This is a genomic window from Vibrio sp. 10N.247.310.23, from assembly GCF_041467155.1.
In the GTDB taxonomy this organism is placed as follows: domain Bacteria; phylum Pseudomonadota; class Gammaproteobacteria; order Enterobacterales; family Vibrionaceae; genus Vibrio; species Vibrio crassostreae_C.
The window spans coordinates 1-17,758 of record NZ_JBFSTZ010000011.1; the positions used below are offsets into that span (position 1 = coordinate 1).

Sequence of the window (17,758 nt, forward strand, 5' to 3'; positions counted from 1 at the left end):
TGCTCAAGCGAAGCAAGCTCCGAACTCGGCACTTAGCCTACTAGGTTAATCGATTAAAAAGCCACGTTGACTATAAGCGTCAACGTTAGGCTTCCACAAATTAGCTCGTGGTGAGAGATGAGCGCTAAACAGACCCAGCTTCGGCTGGGTTTTTTATTGCCTGCAATTTGGAGAAGGGGGGAGTTTTGGTGTTGGTCGTTGATTGGAAAGCGAGATTCCCTATCACGCTCGCTCCTCACTGTAGGGAGTGACGGGAATTGGGAAATGATGGTTTCCTCGCTTACTACATCGAAGCAGTCTTTCGTCACCCCAGAATCGAGTAGAACGAGATATCAGGGATCTCTTCTGACTTTATATTCAACACTACGCTCATTAACTTAAATAATGGGGCAACTTTAGCGAATGTCGCCCTATTAATTGAAGCCCGATCACACTTTCCTTTGTTGTTGAAAAGAATATGAAAAAAAGCGCATTTTTTATTAAAGCTTCTAATTAAGGCGCCGTTAAAGGGATTGAGAGAAATGATATGTACCAATGTAAGGTGAGAGAGACACTGGTGCATAAACAAATTGACATGTATTTGTGTGAGGTGAGAGTCACATAAGTGCATTAAAAAATGCCTAAAGGAGATCAACTATGGCGATTAATGTAAACACTAATGTGTCTGCAATGACGGCTCAGCGCTACCTGAATAGCGCGGCTGAAGGTACTCAAAAATCAATGGAGCGTTTGTCTTCTGGCTATAAAATCAATAGCGCAAAAGATGATGCTGCAGGCCTACAAATCTCTAACCGCTTAACGTCGCAAAGTCGTGGCCTAGATATGGCTGTGAAAAACGCGAATGACGGTATCTCTATTGCACAGACAGCTGAAGGTGCAATGAATGAGTCAACCAACATTCTGCAACGTATGCGTGACCTTTCTCTTCAATCTTCAAACGGTTCGAACAGCAAATCTGAACGTGTTGCGATCCAAGAAGAAGTCTCTGCTCTAAACACAGAACTTAACCGTATCGCTGAAACGACCTCTTTTGGTGGTAACAAGCTTCTGAACGGTACTTACGGCAGCCAATCTTTCCAAATCGGTGCTGACTCAGGTGAAGCAGTAATGCTATCTATGAGCAACATGCGTACTGACACTCAAGACATGGGTGGTAAGAGCTACGGCGTTACAGAAGGCAAAGATGCTTCTTGGCGTGTAGGTGCGGGTGCTGATTTAACAATCAAATACAACGATAAGTTTGGTGAAGCGCAAGAGCTATCTATTTCTGCTAAAGAAGGCAACGATATCGAAGAGCTAGCAACTTACATCAATGGTCAAAGCCAAGACGTTAAAGCGTCTGTGGGTGAAGGCGGTAAACTGCAACTTTTCGCTTCAAGCCAAAAAGTTGAAGGTGATGTTGAGTTTGGCGGCAGCCTTGCGGGCGAACTAGGTATCGGTGCTGGTAAAGACGTTACCGTTAACGATATCGACGTAACTTCTGTTGCAGGTGCAAACGAAGCAGTATCTATCATTGATGGTGCTCTAAAATCTGTTGATAGCCAACGTGCTTCTCTAGGTGCTTTCCAAAACCGTTTTGACCATGCAATCAGCAACTTAGACAACATCAACGAAAACGTTAATGCGTCTAAGAGCCGTATCAAAGATACCGATTATGCGAAAGAAACAACAGCTATGACGAAGTCTCAAATCCTACAACAGGCGAGTACTTCTATCCTAGCTCAAGCAAAACAGTCACCATCAGCAGCTCTAAGCTTATTGGGCTAAACTTACCTCGGTAAGTAGCGGTAAACTCTACTCTGGGTAGAGTTTTACTGTTTGGCTCATAAAGGAGGGAGGGAGAGTGTTATGGAAATATCATCCAACGCATCGAACATCCAGCCTTATGGCTCACCTAATGGCATTAAAATTGCAAGCGATGAAGGTAGTAGTGCGTCGAGTCTTTCGCGACTAAAAGAAGCAACATCTTATGACAAGGTAGAGAAATCGAAAGAGGAAGCTACCGAAGCGGCGATTCAATTAGCTCAACATAGACAAGAGTTAAATGATGAAGAGCGAGTCAAAATGGTGGAGAAGGTAAACGAGTTTATCTCCTCTCTCAATAAAGGTGTGGCTTTTAAGGTCGATGAAGAATCTGGGAGAGATGTGGTTACCATTTATGAGACCACAACCGGTGATATTATTCGCCAGATCCCTGATGAAGAAATGCTTGAAATTCTAAGACGCCTAGCAGCCCAAAACTCGAATAGTCGAATATTTGAGGTGAAGGTTTAAGTCGTATTATTGAGGTGATTTAATGAGTTTTGGCCCAATGGGGATTTCGTCTGGCATGGATATCAATTCCATGGTCAGCAAAATTGTTGATTCGGAGCGTGTACCTAAACAGCAACGAATCGACAATGAACGAACGCGAATCGATACCAGCATTAGTGCCTATGGAAGACTCAGAGAATCCCTTGATTCGATGAAAAACCTGATGACAAACTTTCGTCAGGAAAAAGCTTTTGCTGTGCGAACAGTGGAAAGTACCGATGAAGCGCTTGTCTCTGCAACCGCGACTACCGAAGCGATCGCTGGCAAATATGCCATCGATGTGTTGCAGCTTGCCCAAAGCCATAAAGTGGCTTCTGATGTACTGTCAGAGGACATGAAATTTGGCCCAGGTAAGCTGCAGGTTTCGCTTGGTGATGACAGCTTTGACGTGCAAGTTGGCGACAGATCGAGACTTATCGAAGTTGTTCGTGGTATCAACGGTGCAGATAGCAACCCAGGCGTTCGTGCATCTATTATCAACGATGTCGAAGGTCCAAGACTTATTATTGCCTCGAACCAGTCTGGTTCAGATCAGAAGATCAGCATTAATGTTGAGTCAGATGCTGCCAATCCCTTAAAAAAACTCGAATACAAAACGCTTGAAGAACGTGTTAAAGCGCTAGAGAAAGCGCGCGTTGCTGCTCAAGATATTCTAGCTCTAACCCCTGCAGGAAAAGCCGTTGAACTCATCGATGAAGTGATCGCTAGCGATGACCCAAATGCGAATGAAACACTCGATAAAGATGGCAATATCATCCCAGCAGCCCAAACCGATTCTACTTCAGATGTTGACGGAGACTCTAAAAGTCTCAGCTACGGTGAGCAAGCAGCCGCCGACGGCCAAGCCGCCCTAGACGCAGCTCAAGCGGCAAAGTCTGTGATGCCTGAAGATAATATCCCTGGCTGGACTGAAACCGCGTCAGGTACGCTTTTAGATTCTTACTACACACCAGAACTTGAGCTTGATGAAAAAGCGATAAAGAAGGCACCCGATGTGCCGGGGTGGTCAAATGCTGCCTCAGGTACTCTGACCGATTCATACGTGACACCGAAAGAAGCCCAACAAAAGCTTGAGGCTGAGCAAGCGCGTATCGAAGAGAAGATTTCACAAGAAAAAGCGGAGTTGGCTGAGAAAGTTCAAAAAGGCGAACTCACCGCAGAGCAAGCCAAGAAAATTGAGCGTGCCAAATTAGAACCCGAAGAGCGCGAGCTCTTAGAGAAGGTCGATAAAGCGCAAGCAGACCTTGAACAAGCACAGCAATCTTTTGATACCTATAGTGGAATGACTGAAGTTCAGGCTGGCCAAGATTCTATGGTTGTCCTAGATGGTGTTGCTCAACTCTCTAGTAATAACAATGTGATTGAAGATGCCATTGAAGGTATTGATATTACGGTGAAAGGAAAAACGCCAAAAGATAAGCCGCCGGCAGAAATTGGTGTGGAGTACGACCGTAATAGTGTTCGCCAAGACATTGAAGCTTTTGTTAATTCTTATAATCAGTTTTACCAAGTGTCTAAAAACTTGGCGGGTGTTGACCCAACGACTGGCCAAAAAGGCCCGCTGTCTGGTGACAGTACCGTGCGTAACGCCGACTCACGATTAAAAGGTGTGTTCTCATCAAGCATTGAAGGCGCGCCTGATAACCTAAAATCTTTGACCGAGTTTGGTATCACGACCACAAGACAAGGCTCGTTAGAAATCAACTACGACATGCTTGACCGTCAACTTAACAATAACTTTGATAAGTTGGGTGAGTTCTTTGGTGGCAACAACGGCTTCGCCAAAAAAGTGGAAGACGCGATTCAAGGCATTACAGGTATCACGGGTTCAATCCGTACTCGAGAAAAGAGCTTGGTCGAGCAAAATTACCGCCTAGCAGATGACCAAAGCGCGCTTGACCGCCGCATGGACAGCCTTGAGAGCCGTACCCACTCTAAGTTCACGGCCATGCAAGATGCGACCAGTAAGATGCAATCTCAGTTGGGCAGTATGATGAATGCGTTGGGCTAATAGATGAATAGCCAGCTAAAAGAGCTTTGTGAACTCGATCAATTAATTCTCTCTAAGCTTGAATTTAGTGAAATTAATGCTGAAGAAATAACGCTGCTTGTCGATAACAGAGAACAGTTATTGCAAAACGTGCTTCAAATAATCGACTCACACCCCGACGTTAAGCAAAGTTCTGAATGGTTTGAAGCCATTATCAGAACCAGAAAATTAGTCGAATTGATGCAGTCTGAGACGAGTCGAGTAGGTAAGGCCCTACACAAATATCGTCACGGTGCTAAATCAGTTCAACAATACAAAAAGTTTTTATAGAAGAGGTTTACTATGCGCGGTTCTTTACAGGCATATAAAAAGGTATCAGTGGATAGTCAGCTAACGGCTGCCTCACCGCATAAGATTGTACAGATGCTAATGGCAGGTGCTATCGAGCGTTTGATTCAAGGCAAAGCGGCAATGCAAGCAGGCAACATCCCAGTGAAAGGTGAGCGACTTGGTAAGGCTCTAGATATCATTATTAGCCTACGTAGTTGCCTATCTATGGACGATGGTGGCGATATTGCGAAAAACCTAGATCAACTTTATGAGTTCATGATCACGCAAATTTCTGCGGCAAATCACAAAAATGACCCACAGCCTATTGATGATGTTATCGATATTATTCGCGAAATTAAGAGCGCTTGGGACCAAATTCCGAACGAATATCACAACTTGACGTCCGCTGACGTAGGTATTTAAAGAAAAACTGCAGTTTTAACCAATCTCATATCCCTTAATTGGTTGGTTGCCTTATTTTTTTAATCAAATAAAATAGAAGCCATTAGATAGCCTAATGGCTTTTTTCGTTGCTGATTTCCTAAATTTGTCCACGTAGACCATAATCATTGATACATCTCACTGTTTTATAGACTACGTTGCTCACCGTTTTTCCGCATCGCACCAAAATAAAGGCAATAATTCCTACTTATGCAAGGTTTGGCAAAACTGCTTGTCGTCGACGATAACGCTCAAGATCGTCACAATTTAAGCACAATATTAGAGTTTGTAGGAGAGAGCTGCGAAGTAATCAGCTCTGAACAAGCACGTAAAGTTGACTGGTCACTACAGTGGGCCGGCTGCATTATTGGTACCATTAAAGGTAAAGGCTTCAACGCATTACTGAATGAGAAGCTTGTTCACGCCAATCACATCCCTTTACTGGTGATTGGCAAAAACAATCACCCGGTTGACGAGTTGACTAACTATGTTGGTGAGCTTGAACTTCCTCTTAACTACCCGCAATTAAGTGATGCATTAAGACACTGTAAAGACTTCTTAGGCCGCAAAGGTGTTCAAGTTGTGTCTTCGGCACGCAAGAACACCCTGTTTCGCAGCCTAGTAGGACAAAGTGCTGGCATTCAAGAAGTACGTCACTTAATTGAACAAGTCTCTTCTACGGAAGCGAACGTGCTGATTCTTGGTGAATCTGGTACAGGCAAAGAAGTCGTAGCGCGTAACATTCACTATCACTCTAAACGTCGTTCAGGGCCTTTTGTTCCTGTAAACTGTGGCGCGATTCCACCTGACTTGCTTGAAAGTGAACTGTTTGGTCATGAGAAGGGCGCATTTACTGGGGCGATTACCGCACGTAAAGGCCGTTTTGAATTGGCTGAAGGTGGCACACTGTTTCTTGATGAAATTGGCGATATGCCGATGGCGATGCAAGTTAAGCTGCTACGAGTACTGCAAGAGCGATGCTTTGAGCGTGTAGGTGGCAATAGCACCATACAAGCTGATGTTAGAGTGATTGCGGCAACCCACCGCAACCTTGAAGATATGATCGACGATGATTCGTTCCGTGAAGATCTTTACTACCGCTTAAATGTATTCCCGATTGAAATGCCGGCGCTTCAAGATCGTAAAGAAGATATTCCACTGTTGCTTCAAGAGCTGATGACTCGAATGGAAGCGGAAGGCAGCATGCCTATCTGTTTCACGGCTCGTGCTATCAACTCTTTGATGGAGCATTACTGGCCAGGTAACGTTCGTGAACTAGCGAACCTGGTTGAACGAATGGTTATCTTGTATCCAAACAGCTTGGTTGATGTGAATCACCTGCCAACTAAATATCGATACAGCGATATCCCTGAGTTCCAGCCAGAGTTTAATAGCTTTGGATCTGAAGAGGAGCAAGAGCGTGATGCACTTGCTGACTTATTCTCAGAAGATTTCAGTTTTGATCAGCAAGATGATATTGCCGACAATGCTAATGCGCCTCAAGAGTTACCGCCAGAAGGGGTTAACTTGAAAGAGCTACTCGCGGATATGGAAGTGAATATGATCAATCAAGCGTTGGAAGCGCAGGGCGGCATTGTTGCTCGTGCTGCTGACATGCTTGGAATGCGTAGAACCACTCTGGTTGAAAAAATGCGTAAATATAACTTGCAGCGATAGTGTCCAGTTTTCGATGAAAACGAAAAACTAGCACACACTTTTTAGCTATTTGGTAACTCTAGCTAAGTGAACAGATAAACCATAGTCGAGTTGTTGCTTGCTTAACTATGTGATAAATATAGCAAATAGCCTGACTCGTGTTGTACGTCTCAGGCTGTTTTAGTATTTGAGGCAAATTTTTGACATGTGCGTATCTAACGAACCAGAAAATCAATCACACCTAGATTCTGTTGAACAGCAGGTTGAGCGCTATAAGCAAGTACTCGACGTGATGCCAGCAGGGGTTATCTTGTTAGATACACACGGCGAAGTGAGAGAAGCGAACCCTGAAGCGCATCGTATTCTTGGTGTTGAGTTGGTTGGCGAGAAGTGGTTTTCAGTGATTCAAAGTGCCTTTGACCCAAAAGACGATGACGGTCATGAGATCTCATTGAAGAACGGGCGAAAAGTGCGTTTGGCGATTTCAGCCTCTACCACGGGTCAGCTGATTTTGATTACCGATCTGACCGAGACCCGACTATTGCAGTCTCGCGTGAGTGATCTTCAGCGTTTGTCTTCATTAGGTAGAATGGTGGCCTCGCTTGCCCATCAAGTGCGAACGCCGCTTTCAAGTGCGATGCTGTATGCATCAAACCTTGCCGCGCCAAATCTGCCGCCGGCAACAAAAACGCGTTTTCAATCTAAGCTTATGGATAGATTGCATGACTTAGAGAAGCAAGTGAACGACATGCTGTTGTTTGCCAAAGGTGGTGACAACAAAGTCGTTAAGCCATTTACTGTGGCTGAATTGATCACTGAATTTCACCCTATGGTGGAAGCGGCATTGAAAACTAACCAGATTGATTATTGCCAAGAAGTTGAGGGCGAACAGACTCAAATGTTCGGCAACGCCAATGCTATCGCCTCAGCGTTAAGCAACCTAGTGTTGAACGCGGTTCAAATTGCGGGTAAGGAATCGCAGATCGATGTGTTTTTTAGGCCCGTAAATGGCGAGCTTAAGATATCAGTGCAAGACAGTGGCCCCGGCGTACCGAAAGAGCTTCAAGGTAAAATAATGGAACCCTTCTTTACCACTCGTTCACAAGGTACAGGTCTAGGCTTAGCGGTTGTACAAATGGTATGTCGAGCACATGAAGGCCGACTGGAATTGATATCAGAAGAAGGCGACGGCGCATGCTTTACCATGTGTCTACCGCTTGAAAGAAGTGCTTCTTCTGAAGACTAATAAGTTTTAACTGAATTTACACTGGAGAATCCTATGGCTCAAAGCAAAGTGTTAATCGTCGAAGATGATGAAGGTCTACGCGAAGCCCTTGTCGACACACTCGCGCTTGCTGGCTATGAATGGCTGGAAGCGGATTGTGCGGAAGATGCTCTGGTCAAATTAAAATCGAACTCCGTTGATATTGTCGTATCTGACGTGCAGATGGCGGGCATGGGTGGCTTGGCACTATTGAGAAATATTAAGCAGCATTGGCCAAATTTGCCGGTATTGCTAATGACAGCGTACGCCAACATCGAAGATGCCGTTGCTGCAATGAAAGAGGGCGCTATCGACTATATGGCAAAGCCATTTGCGCCAGAAGTGCTGCTCAACATGGTCAGCCGTTATGCGCCTGTAAAGTCGGATGACAACGGCGACGCTATCGTTGCTGATGAAAAAAGTATCAAGCTAATGATGCTGGCTGATAAAGTTGCGAAAACCGATGCCAACGTCATGGTGTTGGGCCCGAGTGGTTCTGGTAAAGAGGTGATGTCTCGCTACATTCACAATGCTTCTAGCCGAAAAGATGGCCCGTTTGTCGCGATTAACTGCGCGGCGATCCCAGACAACATGTTAGAAGCGACCCTGTTTGGTTATGAAAAAGGCGCATTTACTGGCGCTATTCAAGCTTGCCCGGGGAAATTCGAGCAAGCGCAGGGCGGTACAATTCTGTTGGATGAGATCAGTGAAATGGATCTTAGCCTACAAGCCAAACTACTGCGTGTTTTGCAAGAGCGCGAAGTTGAGCGATTAGGTAGTCGTAAGAGCATCAAATTGGATGTTCGTGTATTAGCGACCAGTAACCGAGACCTTAAACAGTATGTTTCTGAAGGGAATTTCCGTGAGGATTTATACTACCGCCTGAATGTATTCCCAATTTCTTGGCCTCCATTGTGCGAGCGTAAAGGCGATATTGAGCCTTTAGCCAAGCACTTAGTCGAGCGCCACTGCACCAAACTTGGTATGCCTGTACCCGTTATGTCAGCACAAGCGATCAGTAAACTCGTCAATTATCCGTGGCCGGGCAATGTTCGCGAATTAGACAATGTGGTACAGCGTGCGTTAATATTGAGCGAACAAGAGAACATCTCTGGTGAGCATATCCTTCTTGAAGGTGTCGATTGGCAAGACGCAAGCAGCCTACAACAAATCGTCGAAGGCACTGACGTAGCTGCGCCAGAAATCAAGCCTATTGCCGAAGCAAACCCAATCAATAAAATCGCGGCTAGCAGCGAAGGGTTAGGTAATGAGCTTAGAGATCAAGAGTATGCGATCATTCTTGAAACCCTGATTGCATGTAATGGTCGACGCAAAGATATGGCTGAAAAACTGGGTATTAGCCCTCGTACACTGCGTTACAAGTTGGCTAAAATGCGCGATGCTGGAATAGATATCCCAAACTGAGGATAGATTAGTAGTGTCAGCTTTCTGACTAGTGTAATACGATATCTAGTCAATTTAATGTGTGGCACGCTAATTGCTCTGTCAATAATATAGCTAAATAGATAGTCATAATTTTGACTCCTGAGGTAGTAGATGAGAATAGATGGTTTACAAGGCGAAATGCAGGCGATGATGGTCGAAGCTGCCAGCGCGCGTCCCGCAGCAACGGGGCAAGCGGTCGGTGCAGATTTTGGCAACATGCTGACTAATGCCATCAATAATGTGAACTCATTACAAAAGACCTCAGGTGATCTTCAAGCTCGTTTTGATAGTGGCGACCAAAGCGTATCCCTATCGGACGTGATGATTGCTCGTAATAAATCTAGTGTGGCTTTTGAGGCGACGATCCAAATTAGAAATAAATTGGTCGAATCGTACAAAGAGCTGATGAATATGCCGGTATAAGTTGGGTAGTTAAATAGTGGCAGATAATAGTCAAACAACAGATTTAACCGTAAGCGATAGCAACGACCATGCACTTATTGCAGGCTCTGAGCTAGACGGAGAAGGGCAAAATCCCGATCTAGGTGAACGCAGTTCATCGAAGTTCGATATGGCTGTCGGTGATCTTGATTTACTTCGTCAGGTCGTCTTAGTCCTTTCTATCTCTATCTGTGTAGCGCTGATTGTGATGCTGTTTTTCTGGGTAAAAGAGCCAGAAATGCGTCCATTAGGGGCTTACGAAACAGAAGAATTGATCCCCGTTCTTGATTACTTAGATCTGCAAAAGATCGATTACACGCTTGAAGGCAATACCATCTCAGTACCGGCGAGTGAGTACAACTCATTAAAGCTTAATATGGTACGAGCGGGTTTGAATCAAGAGCGAAACGCGGGTGATGACATCCTTATGCAAGACATGGGTTTTGGTGTATCACAACGTTTAGAACAAGAACGCCTTAAATTAAGCCGCGAAAGACAACTTGCCAAAGCCATTGAGCAGATGAAACAGGTGCGTAAAGCTCAGGTTTTATTGGCCCTGCCGAAGCAGAGTGTTTTTGTACGTCATAATCAAGAAGCCTCTGCTTCTGTATTCCTAACTCTAAAAACAGGTACTAACCTCAAGCAGCAAGAAGTTGATTCTGTTGTGGATATGGTGGCAAGTGCCGTTCCGGGAATGAAAACCTCACGTATTACGGTGACCGATCAGCATGGCCGATTGTTGAGCTCAGGCTCTCAAGACCCTATGTCAGCGGCGCGTCGTAAAGAACACGAGTTAGAGCGCAATCAAGAACAAGCGCTGCGTGAAAAAATTGACTCCATCCTGATTCCTATTCTTGGGTTTGGTAACTACACCGCTCAGGTTGATATCCAGCTCGATTTCAGTGCTGTGGAGCAAACCAGAAAACGTTTTGATCCGAATACACCGGCGACTCGAAGTGAATACACTTTAGAAGATTACAACAATGGAAATACGGTGGCGGGTATTCCGGGTGCGTTGAGTAACCAGCCTCCAGCGGATGCCTCAATTCCACAAGATGTGGCTCAGATGAAAGACGGCGCGATGACAGGTCAAGGCTCTGTTCACAAAGAAGCGACTCGAAACTTTGAGCTAGACACCACCATCAGTCATGAACGTAAACAGAGCGGCACGGTTAATCGCCAGACGGTTTCTGTTGCCATTAAAGACCGCCAATCCTTGAACCCAGATACGGGTGAGGTGGTTCATACGCCAATTCCAGCGAATGAAATCAATGCGATTCGCCAAGTGCTGATCGGTACGGTGGGCTTTGACGAGACTCGTGGTGATTTACTCAACGTATTAAGCATGCAGTTTGCACCTCAAGTAACAGATGTTGTTGCTGATGTGCCAATCTGGGAGCATCCAAACTTCAATGATTGGGTTCGTTGGTTTGCAAGTGCCTTGGTTATCATTGTGGTGGTGTTGGTACTTGTTCGCCCTGCAATGAAGAAACTGCTTAACCCAGCAGCAGACAACGATGAACAGATGTACGGACCTGATGGCATGCCAATTGGTGCCGACGGCGAAACCAGCTTAATTGGTGGTGATATTGAAGGTGGTGAGCTGTTTGAATTTGGTTCAAGTATCGACTTACCAAACCTTCATAAAGACGAGGACGTGCTGAAAGCAGTACGTGCACTTGTAGCGAATGAACCAGAGCTAGCAGCTCAAGTAGTTAAGAATTGGATGGTAGATGGCTAACGAAATAGTTCCACAACAAACTGAAGGCGGTGAAGTGCTTGATGTCTCTAGCGTGGATATCGGCTCTATCTCAGGCGATGAGCGCGCTGCGATCTTGTTGCTCAGTTTAAATGAAGAAGATGCTGCTGGTATTATTCGTCACCTAGAGCCAAAGCAGGTTCAGCGTGTGGGTAGTGCGATGGCGCGAGCTACAGACCTATCCCAAGAGAAAGTAGGCGCTGTGCACCGTGCTTTCTTAGATGATATTCAGAAGTACACCAACATTGGTATGGGCAGCGAAGACTTCATGCGTAATGCGTTAGTTGCTGCTCTGGGTGAAGACAAGGCGAATAACCTTGTTGACCAAATCCTTCTCGGCACAGGTTCGAAAGGTTTGGATTCGCTTAAGTGGATGGATCCTCGTCAGGTGGCGAGCATTATCATCAACGAGCACCCTCAAATTCAAACTATTGTGTTGTCGTACCTCGATGCCGATCAATCGGCTGAGATCCTGTCTCAGTTCCCAGAGCGAGTTCGTCTGGATCTGATGATGCGTATTGCCAACCTTGAAGAAGTTCAACCTTCGGCGCTTGCTGAACTGAATGAAATCATGGAGAAACAGTTCGCGGGTCAAGCGGGTGCTCAAGCTGCCAAAATTGGTGGCCTGAAAGCCGCGGCTGAGATCATGAACTACATGGATAACAACGTGGAAGGCGTCTTGATGGATCAAATCCGTGACCAAGACGAAGACATGGCAACACAGATTCAAGATCTGATGTTTGTCTTTGAAAACCTTATTGAAGTTGATGACCAAGGTGTTCAACGACTACTACGTGATGTTCCACAAGATATTCTACAGAAAGCACTTAAAGGTGCAGATGAAGGTCTACGTGAGAAGATCTTCAAGAACATGTCTAAACGTGCTGCCGATATGATGAGAGACGATATTGAGGCGATGCCGCCAGTCAAAGTCTCTGATGTTGAAGCGGCTCAGAAAGAGATTTTGGGTATCGCGAGGAAGATGGCAGACAGTGGCGAAATTATGCTGTCTGGTGGCGCCGACGAGTTCCTTTAATACAGAAATCTCAAAAGCCCCACACTGTTGGGGCTTTTCTTTATCCAATCTCGAACCACAGATTAACTCAGTTTAACTGCTTGAATTCACAATACAGTTAAGCCACTCATAGATAGGTACTGATATGTCAGGTGATAGAAAACGCGGCTTCCTTCGCCCTGAAGAAGATAATACGGTTGCCCAACCTCAGAAATGGGGGCTGCCTGACTACACCTCTGACGTGAGCAAACAAGCCAAAGAAACCGCTTTTAACTACGACCCTAGTTGGATGCCAACGGTTGAAGAAGCCATTGAAGATGAAGAGCTGGTTCTGACTGAAGAGCAAATCGAGCTGATTAAACAAGGCGCTTATCAGGAAGGGCTGCATCAAGGCCAAGAGGCGGGCTTTAAGCAAGGCTATGAAAAAGGCAAAGAAGAAGGTTTTGCTGCCGGTCACGAAGAAGGCAACGAAGCCGGCAAGCTTGAAGGCGTAACCGCGGGTCAAGAGTACATTCAACAGCAGGTGGCCGTCTTCATGGGGCTGGCAAACCAGTTCGCTCAACCATTAGAGTTGATGAACGCTCAGGTGGAGAAGCAATTGGTCGACATGGTGCTTACCATGGTCAAAGAAGTGGTTCATGTTGAAGTGCAAACCAACCCACAAATCATATTAGATACCGTTAAAGAATCGGTAGAGTCGTTGCCGATTTCTGGTCACGCAATCACATTGAAACTCAATCCGGAAGATGTGGCGATCATTCGCTCTGCGTATGGCGAGACTGAATTGGACTGCCGTAATTGGACGCTGGTCGCAGAGCCAGCACTCAACCGTGGTGATGTACAAATTGAAGCGGGTGAGTCGAGCGTTAACTACCGCATGGAAGATCGTGTAAAGAACGTTATTCAAAATTTCTGCGGCGCAAATCGTCACCAAGGTCATGAGTAATGCTTGAGTTAGCGAATCGTCTCAGTCAGTACAAAGTCGAGGGGCTAAAATCGCGACCAATTGCCTCTGGTAAATTAGTACGCGTTGTTGGCTTAACGCTTGAAGCGACCGGCTGTAAAGCGCCAATCGGCAGTTTGTGTTTAGTCGAAACCATGTCTGGTCAGATGGAAGCCGAAGTCGTCGGTTTCTCTGGCGATAACCTATTTTTGATGCCGAGTGAGCAAATCACCGGGATCTTACCTGGCGCTCGCGTCACGCCAATGACTACCGAAAGTGGTATCCCTGTTGGAATGGAACTGCTCGGTCGAGTGATCGACGGCGTAGGTAATCCACTCGACGGTTTAGGTCCAATCTATACAGAGCAACGCGCTTCATTTAATGCGGAGCCAATCAACCCGTTAGCTCGTAAACCGATTTCTGAACCACTCGATGTCGGCTTGAAAGCGATTAATGGTTTGCTAACCGTGGGTAAAGGGCAACGTATCGGTCTGTTTGCTGGCTCTGGTGTCGGTAAATCCGTAACTCTGGGCATGATGACTCGAGGCACAACTGCGCAAGTAGTGGTCGTAGGCCTAATCGGTGAGCGTGGACGAGAAGTTAAAGAATTTATTGAAGAGATTCTTGGTGAAGATGGCCGTAAGCGTTCGGTTGTTGTTGCCGCTCCTGCCGACTCATCACCATTGATGCGCTTAAAAGGCTGTCAAACCGCGTTGGCTGTCGCCGAGTACTTCCGCGACCAAGGCTTAGATGTTCTGCTACTCATGGATTCATTGACCCGTTTTGCTCAAGCTCAGCGTGAAATTGCTCTGTCTGTGGGTGAGCCGCCAGCAACCAAGGGCTATCCGCCATCAGTCTTCGCTAAGCTTCCTGCGCTGGTGGAACGAGCAGGTAACGGCAATGATGAACAAGGTTCTATCACGGCTTTCTTTACCGTGTTAACCGAAGGCGATGACTTACAAGATCCGATTGCGGATGCGTCGCGAGCAATTCTCGATGGTCACGTTGTGTTATCTCGTGAGATGGCCGATGCCGGTCACTACCCAGCGATTGACGTTGAGAAATCCGTCAGTCGTGTTATGCCGCAAATCACCACTGAAGAACATGTCTTGATGTCGAAAGCGGTAAGGCAAGTGCTGTCTATCTGCCGTAAAAACCAAGATTTGGTGTCGATTGGTGCTTACAAGCCAGGAACGGATCCAGCAATCGATAGTGCCTTCACGTTGAAACCAAAACTGGATGAGTACTTGCAGCAGAAGATGAAAGAGACCGTCCCATACGACATGTGCGTCAACATGTTGAAACATGTATTGGGTGGCTAACGGGTGAATAAGGTTAGTCATGGATAACGCATTAGAATTTTTGCTCGATCAAGCCAAAGATCAAGAGAACCAAGCGGTACTTGCGCTCAACAAAGCGAACTCTGAGCTGCAAGGCTACTATGAGCAGGTTGCGCAGATTGAAAAGTATCGACTGGATTACTGTCAGCAGCTCGTTGACCGCGGCAAGGCAGGCTTAACGGCGAGCCAATATGGTCACTTGAACCGCTTCTTAACTCAGTTGGATGAAACATTATCCAAACAGAGAGAAGCCGAGCACCACTTTAAAAATCAAGTCGACAACTGCCAAAGCTACTGGATGGAGTTACACAAAAAACGTAAATCCTACGAGTGGTTGATGGAGAAAAAGCAGAAAGAGAAAGCAAAGCTGCAAGATCGAAGAGAACAAAAGCAAATGGATGAGTTTTCGACTCTGTTATACAGCCGAAAGAAGATGTGATCCTAAGCCACGAATGACGTCAGTGCTGTTCTCTATATTGTGAAAACCGAACTTATAGGCATGTTTCTTGCTCCGTTTTATATAAAATTGCGCGTTATGCCCACCAAAGGCATGAAAAGCATCCGACTTTCTTTTTGTTGCCTGATTCATGGCAGCAAAGCTAGTAGATAGAGCTTGTATATATGAATGTTAGTCTTTCCTCAAATTCAGCGACCAACAAAATGTCATCGTTGTTGGACACCGGTTCTGCCTCTTCCAAGGTAGAAGAAACCGGCGACTCTAAAGGTTTCTTTGAGTCCTTTAAAGAAGCGCTCGGCTTTGAAGAAAGTGACAGTAAAGTCGCAGCAAAAGACACAGAAAGCACTGCGAAACCTGATACTAAACAGACATCTACCGAAGGTGAAGCGTCAGCCGAAGCGAACAAAGGTGATTCCGCTGAATCAAAGGCTACTGACGAAGTGAGCGAAGCGCAAAGCAAGCAAGCAGCTTCAGAAGTAGAAGGCGAGAAAGCTGCTGATAAAACATCAGCAGAGGCTGCGTCTGGATCTGAGGCTCAGCTCAAAGCCAATTCGGGCACTGATAGCACTGTCGCTGATAAGACTGTTGCAGATAAGGCAGATGGTAAAGATGCGCAGGATACGACTAACGAATCTAAAGAACATATTGCTCAATCCCAAACTCAGGGTCCATCAGCGGTAGATGGTGCTACGCAGGCATCGCAAGCCAATGCAGCGATGAGCGAAGGCAATAAATTGCTTGGTCAATTGGATGAGGCAAACAAAACCCTAAATCAAGCGCCAAACGGCAAAGGCTTGCCTCAGCAAGGTCAGGTAGAACAAGCCCAAGGTAATATCACCGGTGCTTCTGTTGCAGGAGTTTCCGTTACGGATAAGGCGACACAACAAGCTAAGGCTGCAAATCAGGAGAAGAGCCTTGAAGTCGATTCTGAAATCGCTGTACTTACCGGAGGTAAGGGTGTTTCTCAGCTAACTGATACTGAAATTCGACAGTTGATGGATAACGGCGTCACTCCAGAACAAATTGAAGCCAGTATGAGCCGAGAGCTGAGCCAAAAGAATGCAGCTAGTGCGGTTGCTGCCGAGCAGAGCCAAGCATTGTCAGCCGTGGATATTGAACTGGCAAAGCAAGTAGATGCCCATACCAAAGCGCTAAACCAATTGAATGGACAAATCGAATCAGAGCAGTCTGTTGTCGATAGCTTGCTTGATAAGCAACAAAGTGGCGCTAAGTTGACGGTCGATGAGCAAGCCGCTTTGGCTAAAGCGACCTCTAACCTAGACCTGTTGAATCAACAGCTCGCTAACGTTCAACAACAAGTAACAGCTTTGCTAAGTCAAGCTCCGGCTGCGAACAGTGCGTCTGGTGAACCCACTGCTATCGATTGGGATAATACGGATTCAAGCGAAACTAAAGCCTTAGCTGCGGCAGCATCAACAGCAGCTGTAGCGACGGCTACACAACAAGTGTCAGCGCAGGCCGCTTCTCAATCAGCAAACAATGCTCTTACGGACAAGGCGGCAATGCTGCACGCCAATAATGCACATGCAGCCCAACAGGCCGCAGCCCAACAGGCCGCAGCTCAACAAGCTAATGTGGCTTCACCTCAGCAGCAAGCAACGTTGGATCCAGCTTTAACCGCGCAAGGAATGGCGATGAATGCAACGCCAGCTGCCACAAAAGCAGGCTCGACTGATACGCTTCTTAAAGCGGGCGCCGGTGCAGCAGCACTGTCTGGTTTGGGTAAAGCGGGTGCTAAAGAAGATTCTAAAGATTCGACCTTTGCTCAGCAGATCGCTTCTGCGGCTGGTGCACAAGGTACGGCAACGGTGGGTTCAGCACCTACGCGAGCTGAAATTCAAGCTGCTCAACAAGCGCCCTTACAGCTCACCAAAGAGCTAGCCAATGAGCAAGTGGCTGAAAAAGTACAAATGATGATGTCTAAGAACCTTAAGAACTTGGACATTCGTCTCGACCCACCAGAATTGGGCCAAATGAAAATCCGCATGACCATGAATAATGACGTGGCAAACGTGCACTTTACGGTGAGTAATCAGCAAGCGAGAGATGTGATTGAACAAACCTTACCTCGCTTGAGAGAGATGCTTGCTCAGCAAGGTCTGCAGCTTGCCGATTCGTCTGTTCAACAACAGAACTCCGGTCAGGGACAAGATAGATACAACAATGGTGAGCAACAATCCGGCGCTAACCGCACAAATGATACGCAAGGTGATGAAAACCTTGATAGTGGCAGCAATCTTGAATTGAATGTCGCATCAAAGCGTGATGGAATTAGTTATTATGCCTAATATCAGGCTAAGAACGCTTGGTTAATAGAAAAAACCAGTTAATAAAAAGAACCA

15 protein-coding genes are annotated in these 17,758 nt (G+C 46.2%); all 15 read left to right on the plus strand.

What is annotated here, in order from left to right; all coding sequences use genetic code 11:
• The first annotated feature begins 636 nt into the window (after window positions 1-636).
• The 15 genes from AB6D93_RS10255 (at window position 637) to AB6D93_RS10325 (ending at window position 17,704) form a co-directional block, all read left to right on the plus strand.
• Window positions 637-1,767 carry a flagellin gene (locus AB6D93_RS10255; RefSeq protein ID WP_102332840.1) on the plus strand — a complete coding sequence of 377 codons (1,131 nt, stop codon included), beginning with the start codon at window positions 637-639 and terminating at the stop codon, window positions 1,765-1,767.
• Window positions 1,768-1,848: 81 nt separating this feature from the next.
• Window positions 1,849-2,274, plus strand: a complete 426-nt coding sequence (flaG, locus tag AB6D93_RS10260; protein ID WP_017066380.1) for a flagellar protein FlaG — start codon at window positions 1,849-1,851, stop codon at window positions 2,272-2,274.
• 22 nt (window positions 2,275-2,296) lie between these two features.
• Entirely contained in the window at window positions 2,297-4,324 is a 2,028-nt protein-coding gene (gene fliD, locus AB6D93_RS10265; RefSeq protein WP_102332839.1) for a flagellar filament capping protein FliD, read from the plus strand.
• 3 nt (window positions 4,325-4,327) lie between these two features.
• A complete protein-coding gene (locus tag AB6D93_RS10270) occupies window positions 4,328-4,633 on the plus strand; it encodes a flagellar protein FliT (protein ID WP_048661524.1) in 306 nt (101 codons plus the stop codon).
• Window positions 4,634-4,645: 12 nt separating this feature from the next.
• Window positions 4,646-5,056 carry a flagellar export chaperone FliS gene (gene fliS / locus AB6D93_RS10275; protein WP_004736194.1) on the plus strand — a complete coding sequence of 137 codons (411 nt, stop codon included), beginning with the start codon at window positions 4,646-4,648 and terminating at the stop codon, window positions 5,054-5,056.
• A 228-nt stretch (window positions 5,057-5,284) separates the two neighbouring features.
• Window positions 5,285-6,751 carry a sigma-54 dependent transcriptional regulator gene (locus AB6D93_RS10280; protein ID WP_017064122.1) on the plus strand — a complete coding sequence of 489 codons (1,467 nt, stop codon included), beginning with the start codon at window positions 5,285-5,287 and terminating at the stop codon, window positions 6,749-6,751.
• 184 nt (window positions 6,752-6,935) lie between these two features.
• Entirely contained in the window at window positions 6,936-7,976 is a 1,041-nt protein-coding gene (locus AB6D93_RS10285; protein WP_017066378.1) for a PAS domain-containing sensor histidine kinase, read from the plus strand.
• Window positions 7,977-8,009: 33 nt separating this feature from the next.
• Window positions 8,010-9,419, plus strand: coding sequence for a sigma-54 dependent transcriptional regulator (locus AB6D93_RS10290; RefSeq protein ID WP_017064121.1), 1,410 nt, complete (start codon window positions 8,010-8,012; stop codon window positions 9,417-9,419).
• A gap of 132 nt (window positions 9,420-9,551) precedes the next feature.
• Complete coding sequence (gene fliE, locus AB6D93_RS10295) at window positions 9,552-9,863, plus strand: flagellar hook-basal body complex protein FliE (protein WP_017060684.1); 312 nt, start codon at window positions 9,552-9,554, stop codon at window positions 9,861-9,863.
• 16 nt (window positions 9,864-9,879) lie between these two features.
• Window positions 9,880-11,622, plus strand: a complete 1,743-nt coding sequence (gene fliF, locus AB6D93_RS10300; protein WP_102332838.1) for a flagellar basal-body MS-ring/collar protein FliF — start codon at window positions 9,880-9,882, stop codon at window positions 11,620-11,622.
• The gene (fliG, locus tag AB6D93_RS10305) at window positions 11,615-12,676 is read left to right on the plus strand and encodes a flagellar motor switch protein FliG (RefSeq protein WP_017060682.1); all 1,062 of its coding nucleotides are present in this window, start codon (window positions 11,615-11,617) and stop codon (window positions 12,674-12,676) included. The genes fliF and fliG overlap by 8 nt, the downstream gene beginning before the upstream one ends.
• 124 nt (window positions 12,677-12,800) lie before the next feature.
• A complete protein-coding gene (fliH, locus tag AB6D93_RS10310) occupies window positions 12,801-13,601 on the plus strand; it encodes a flagellar assembly protein FliH (protein WP_017060681.1) in 801 nt (266 codons plus the stop codon).
• Window positions 13,601-14,920 carry a flagellar protein export ATPase FliI gene (fliI, locus tag AB6D93_RS10315; RefSeq protein WP_017060680.1) on the plus strand — a complete coding sequence of 440 codons (1,320 nt, stop codon included), beginning with the start codon at window positions 13,601-13,603 and terminating at the stop codon, window positions 14,918-14,920. Before fliH ends, fliI begins: the two co-directional genes overlap by 1 nt.
• 19 nt (window positions 14,921-14,939) lie before the next feature.
• The gene (gene fliJ / locus AB6D93_RS10320) at window positions 14,940-15,377 is read left to right on the plus strand and encodes a flagellar export protein FliJ (protein WP_102332837.1); all 438 of its coding nucleotides are present in this window, start codon (window positions 14,940-14,942) and stop codon (window positions 15,375-15,377) included.
• A 182-nt stretch (window positions 15,378-15,559) separates the two neighbouring features.
• Complete coding sequence (locus AB6D93_RS10325) at window positions 15,560-17,704, plus strand: flagellar hook-length control protein FliK (RefSeq protein WP_102332836.1); 2,145 nt, start codon at window positions 15,560-15,562, stop codon at window positions 17,702-17,704.
• Window positions 17,705-17,758 lie beyond the last annotated feature (54 nt).

Coding starts and splice junctions, on each gene's coding strand:
- fliD (WP_102332839.1), top strand. CDS start 2,297: ATGAGTTTTGGCCCAATGGGGATTTCGTCTGGCATGGATATCAATTCC.
- fliS (WP_004736194.1), top strand. CDS start 4,646: ATGCGCGGTTCTTTACAGGCATATAAAAAGGTATCAGTGGATAGTCAG.
- AB6D93_RS10270 (WP_048661524.1), top strand. CDS start 4,328: ATGAATAGCCAGCTAAAAGAGCTTTGTGAACTCGATCAATTAATTCTC.
- AB6D93_RS10285 (WP_017066378.1), top strand. CDS start 6,936: ATGTGCGTATCTAACGAACCAGAAAATCAATCACACCTAGATTCTGTT.
- AB6D93_RS10325 (WP_102332836.1), top strand. CDS start 15,560: ATGAATGTTAGTCTTTCCTCAAATTCAGCGACCAACAAAATGTCATCG.
- fliG (WP_017060682.1), top strand. CDS start 11,615: ATGGCTAACGAAATAGTTCCACAACAAACTGAAGGCGGTGAAGTGCTT.
- fliH (WP_017060681.1), top strand. CDS start 12,801: ATGTCAGGTGATAGAAAACGCGGCTTCCTTCGCCCTGAAGAAGATAAT.
- fliE (WP_017060684.1), top strand. CDS start 9,552: ATGAGAATAGATGGTTTACAAGGCGAAATGCAGGCGATGATGGTCGAA.
- AB6D93_RS10290 (WP_017064121.1), top strand. CDS start 8,010: ATGGCTCAAAGCAAAGTGTTAATCGTCGAAGATGATGAAGGTCTACGC.
- AB6D93_RS10280 (WP_017064122.1), top strand. CDS start 5,285: ATGCAAGGTTTGGCAAAACTGCTTGTCGTCGACGATAACGCTCAAGAT.
- fliJ (WP_102332837.1), top strand. CDS start 14,940: ATGGATAACGCATTAGAATTTTTGCTCGATCAAGCCAAAGATCAAGAG.
- fliI (WP_017060680.1), top strand. CDS start 13,601: ATGCTTGAGTTAGCGAATCGTCTCAGTCAGTACAAAGTCGAGGGGCTA.
- AB6D93_RS10255 (WP_102332840.1), top strand. CDS start 637: ATGGCGATTAATGTAAACACTAATGTGTCTGCAATGACGGCTCAGCGC.
- flaG (WP_017066380.1), top strand. CDS start 1,849: ATGGAAATATCATCCAACGCATCGAACATCCAGCCTTATGGCTCACCT.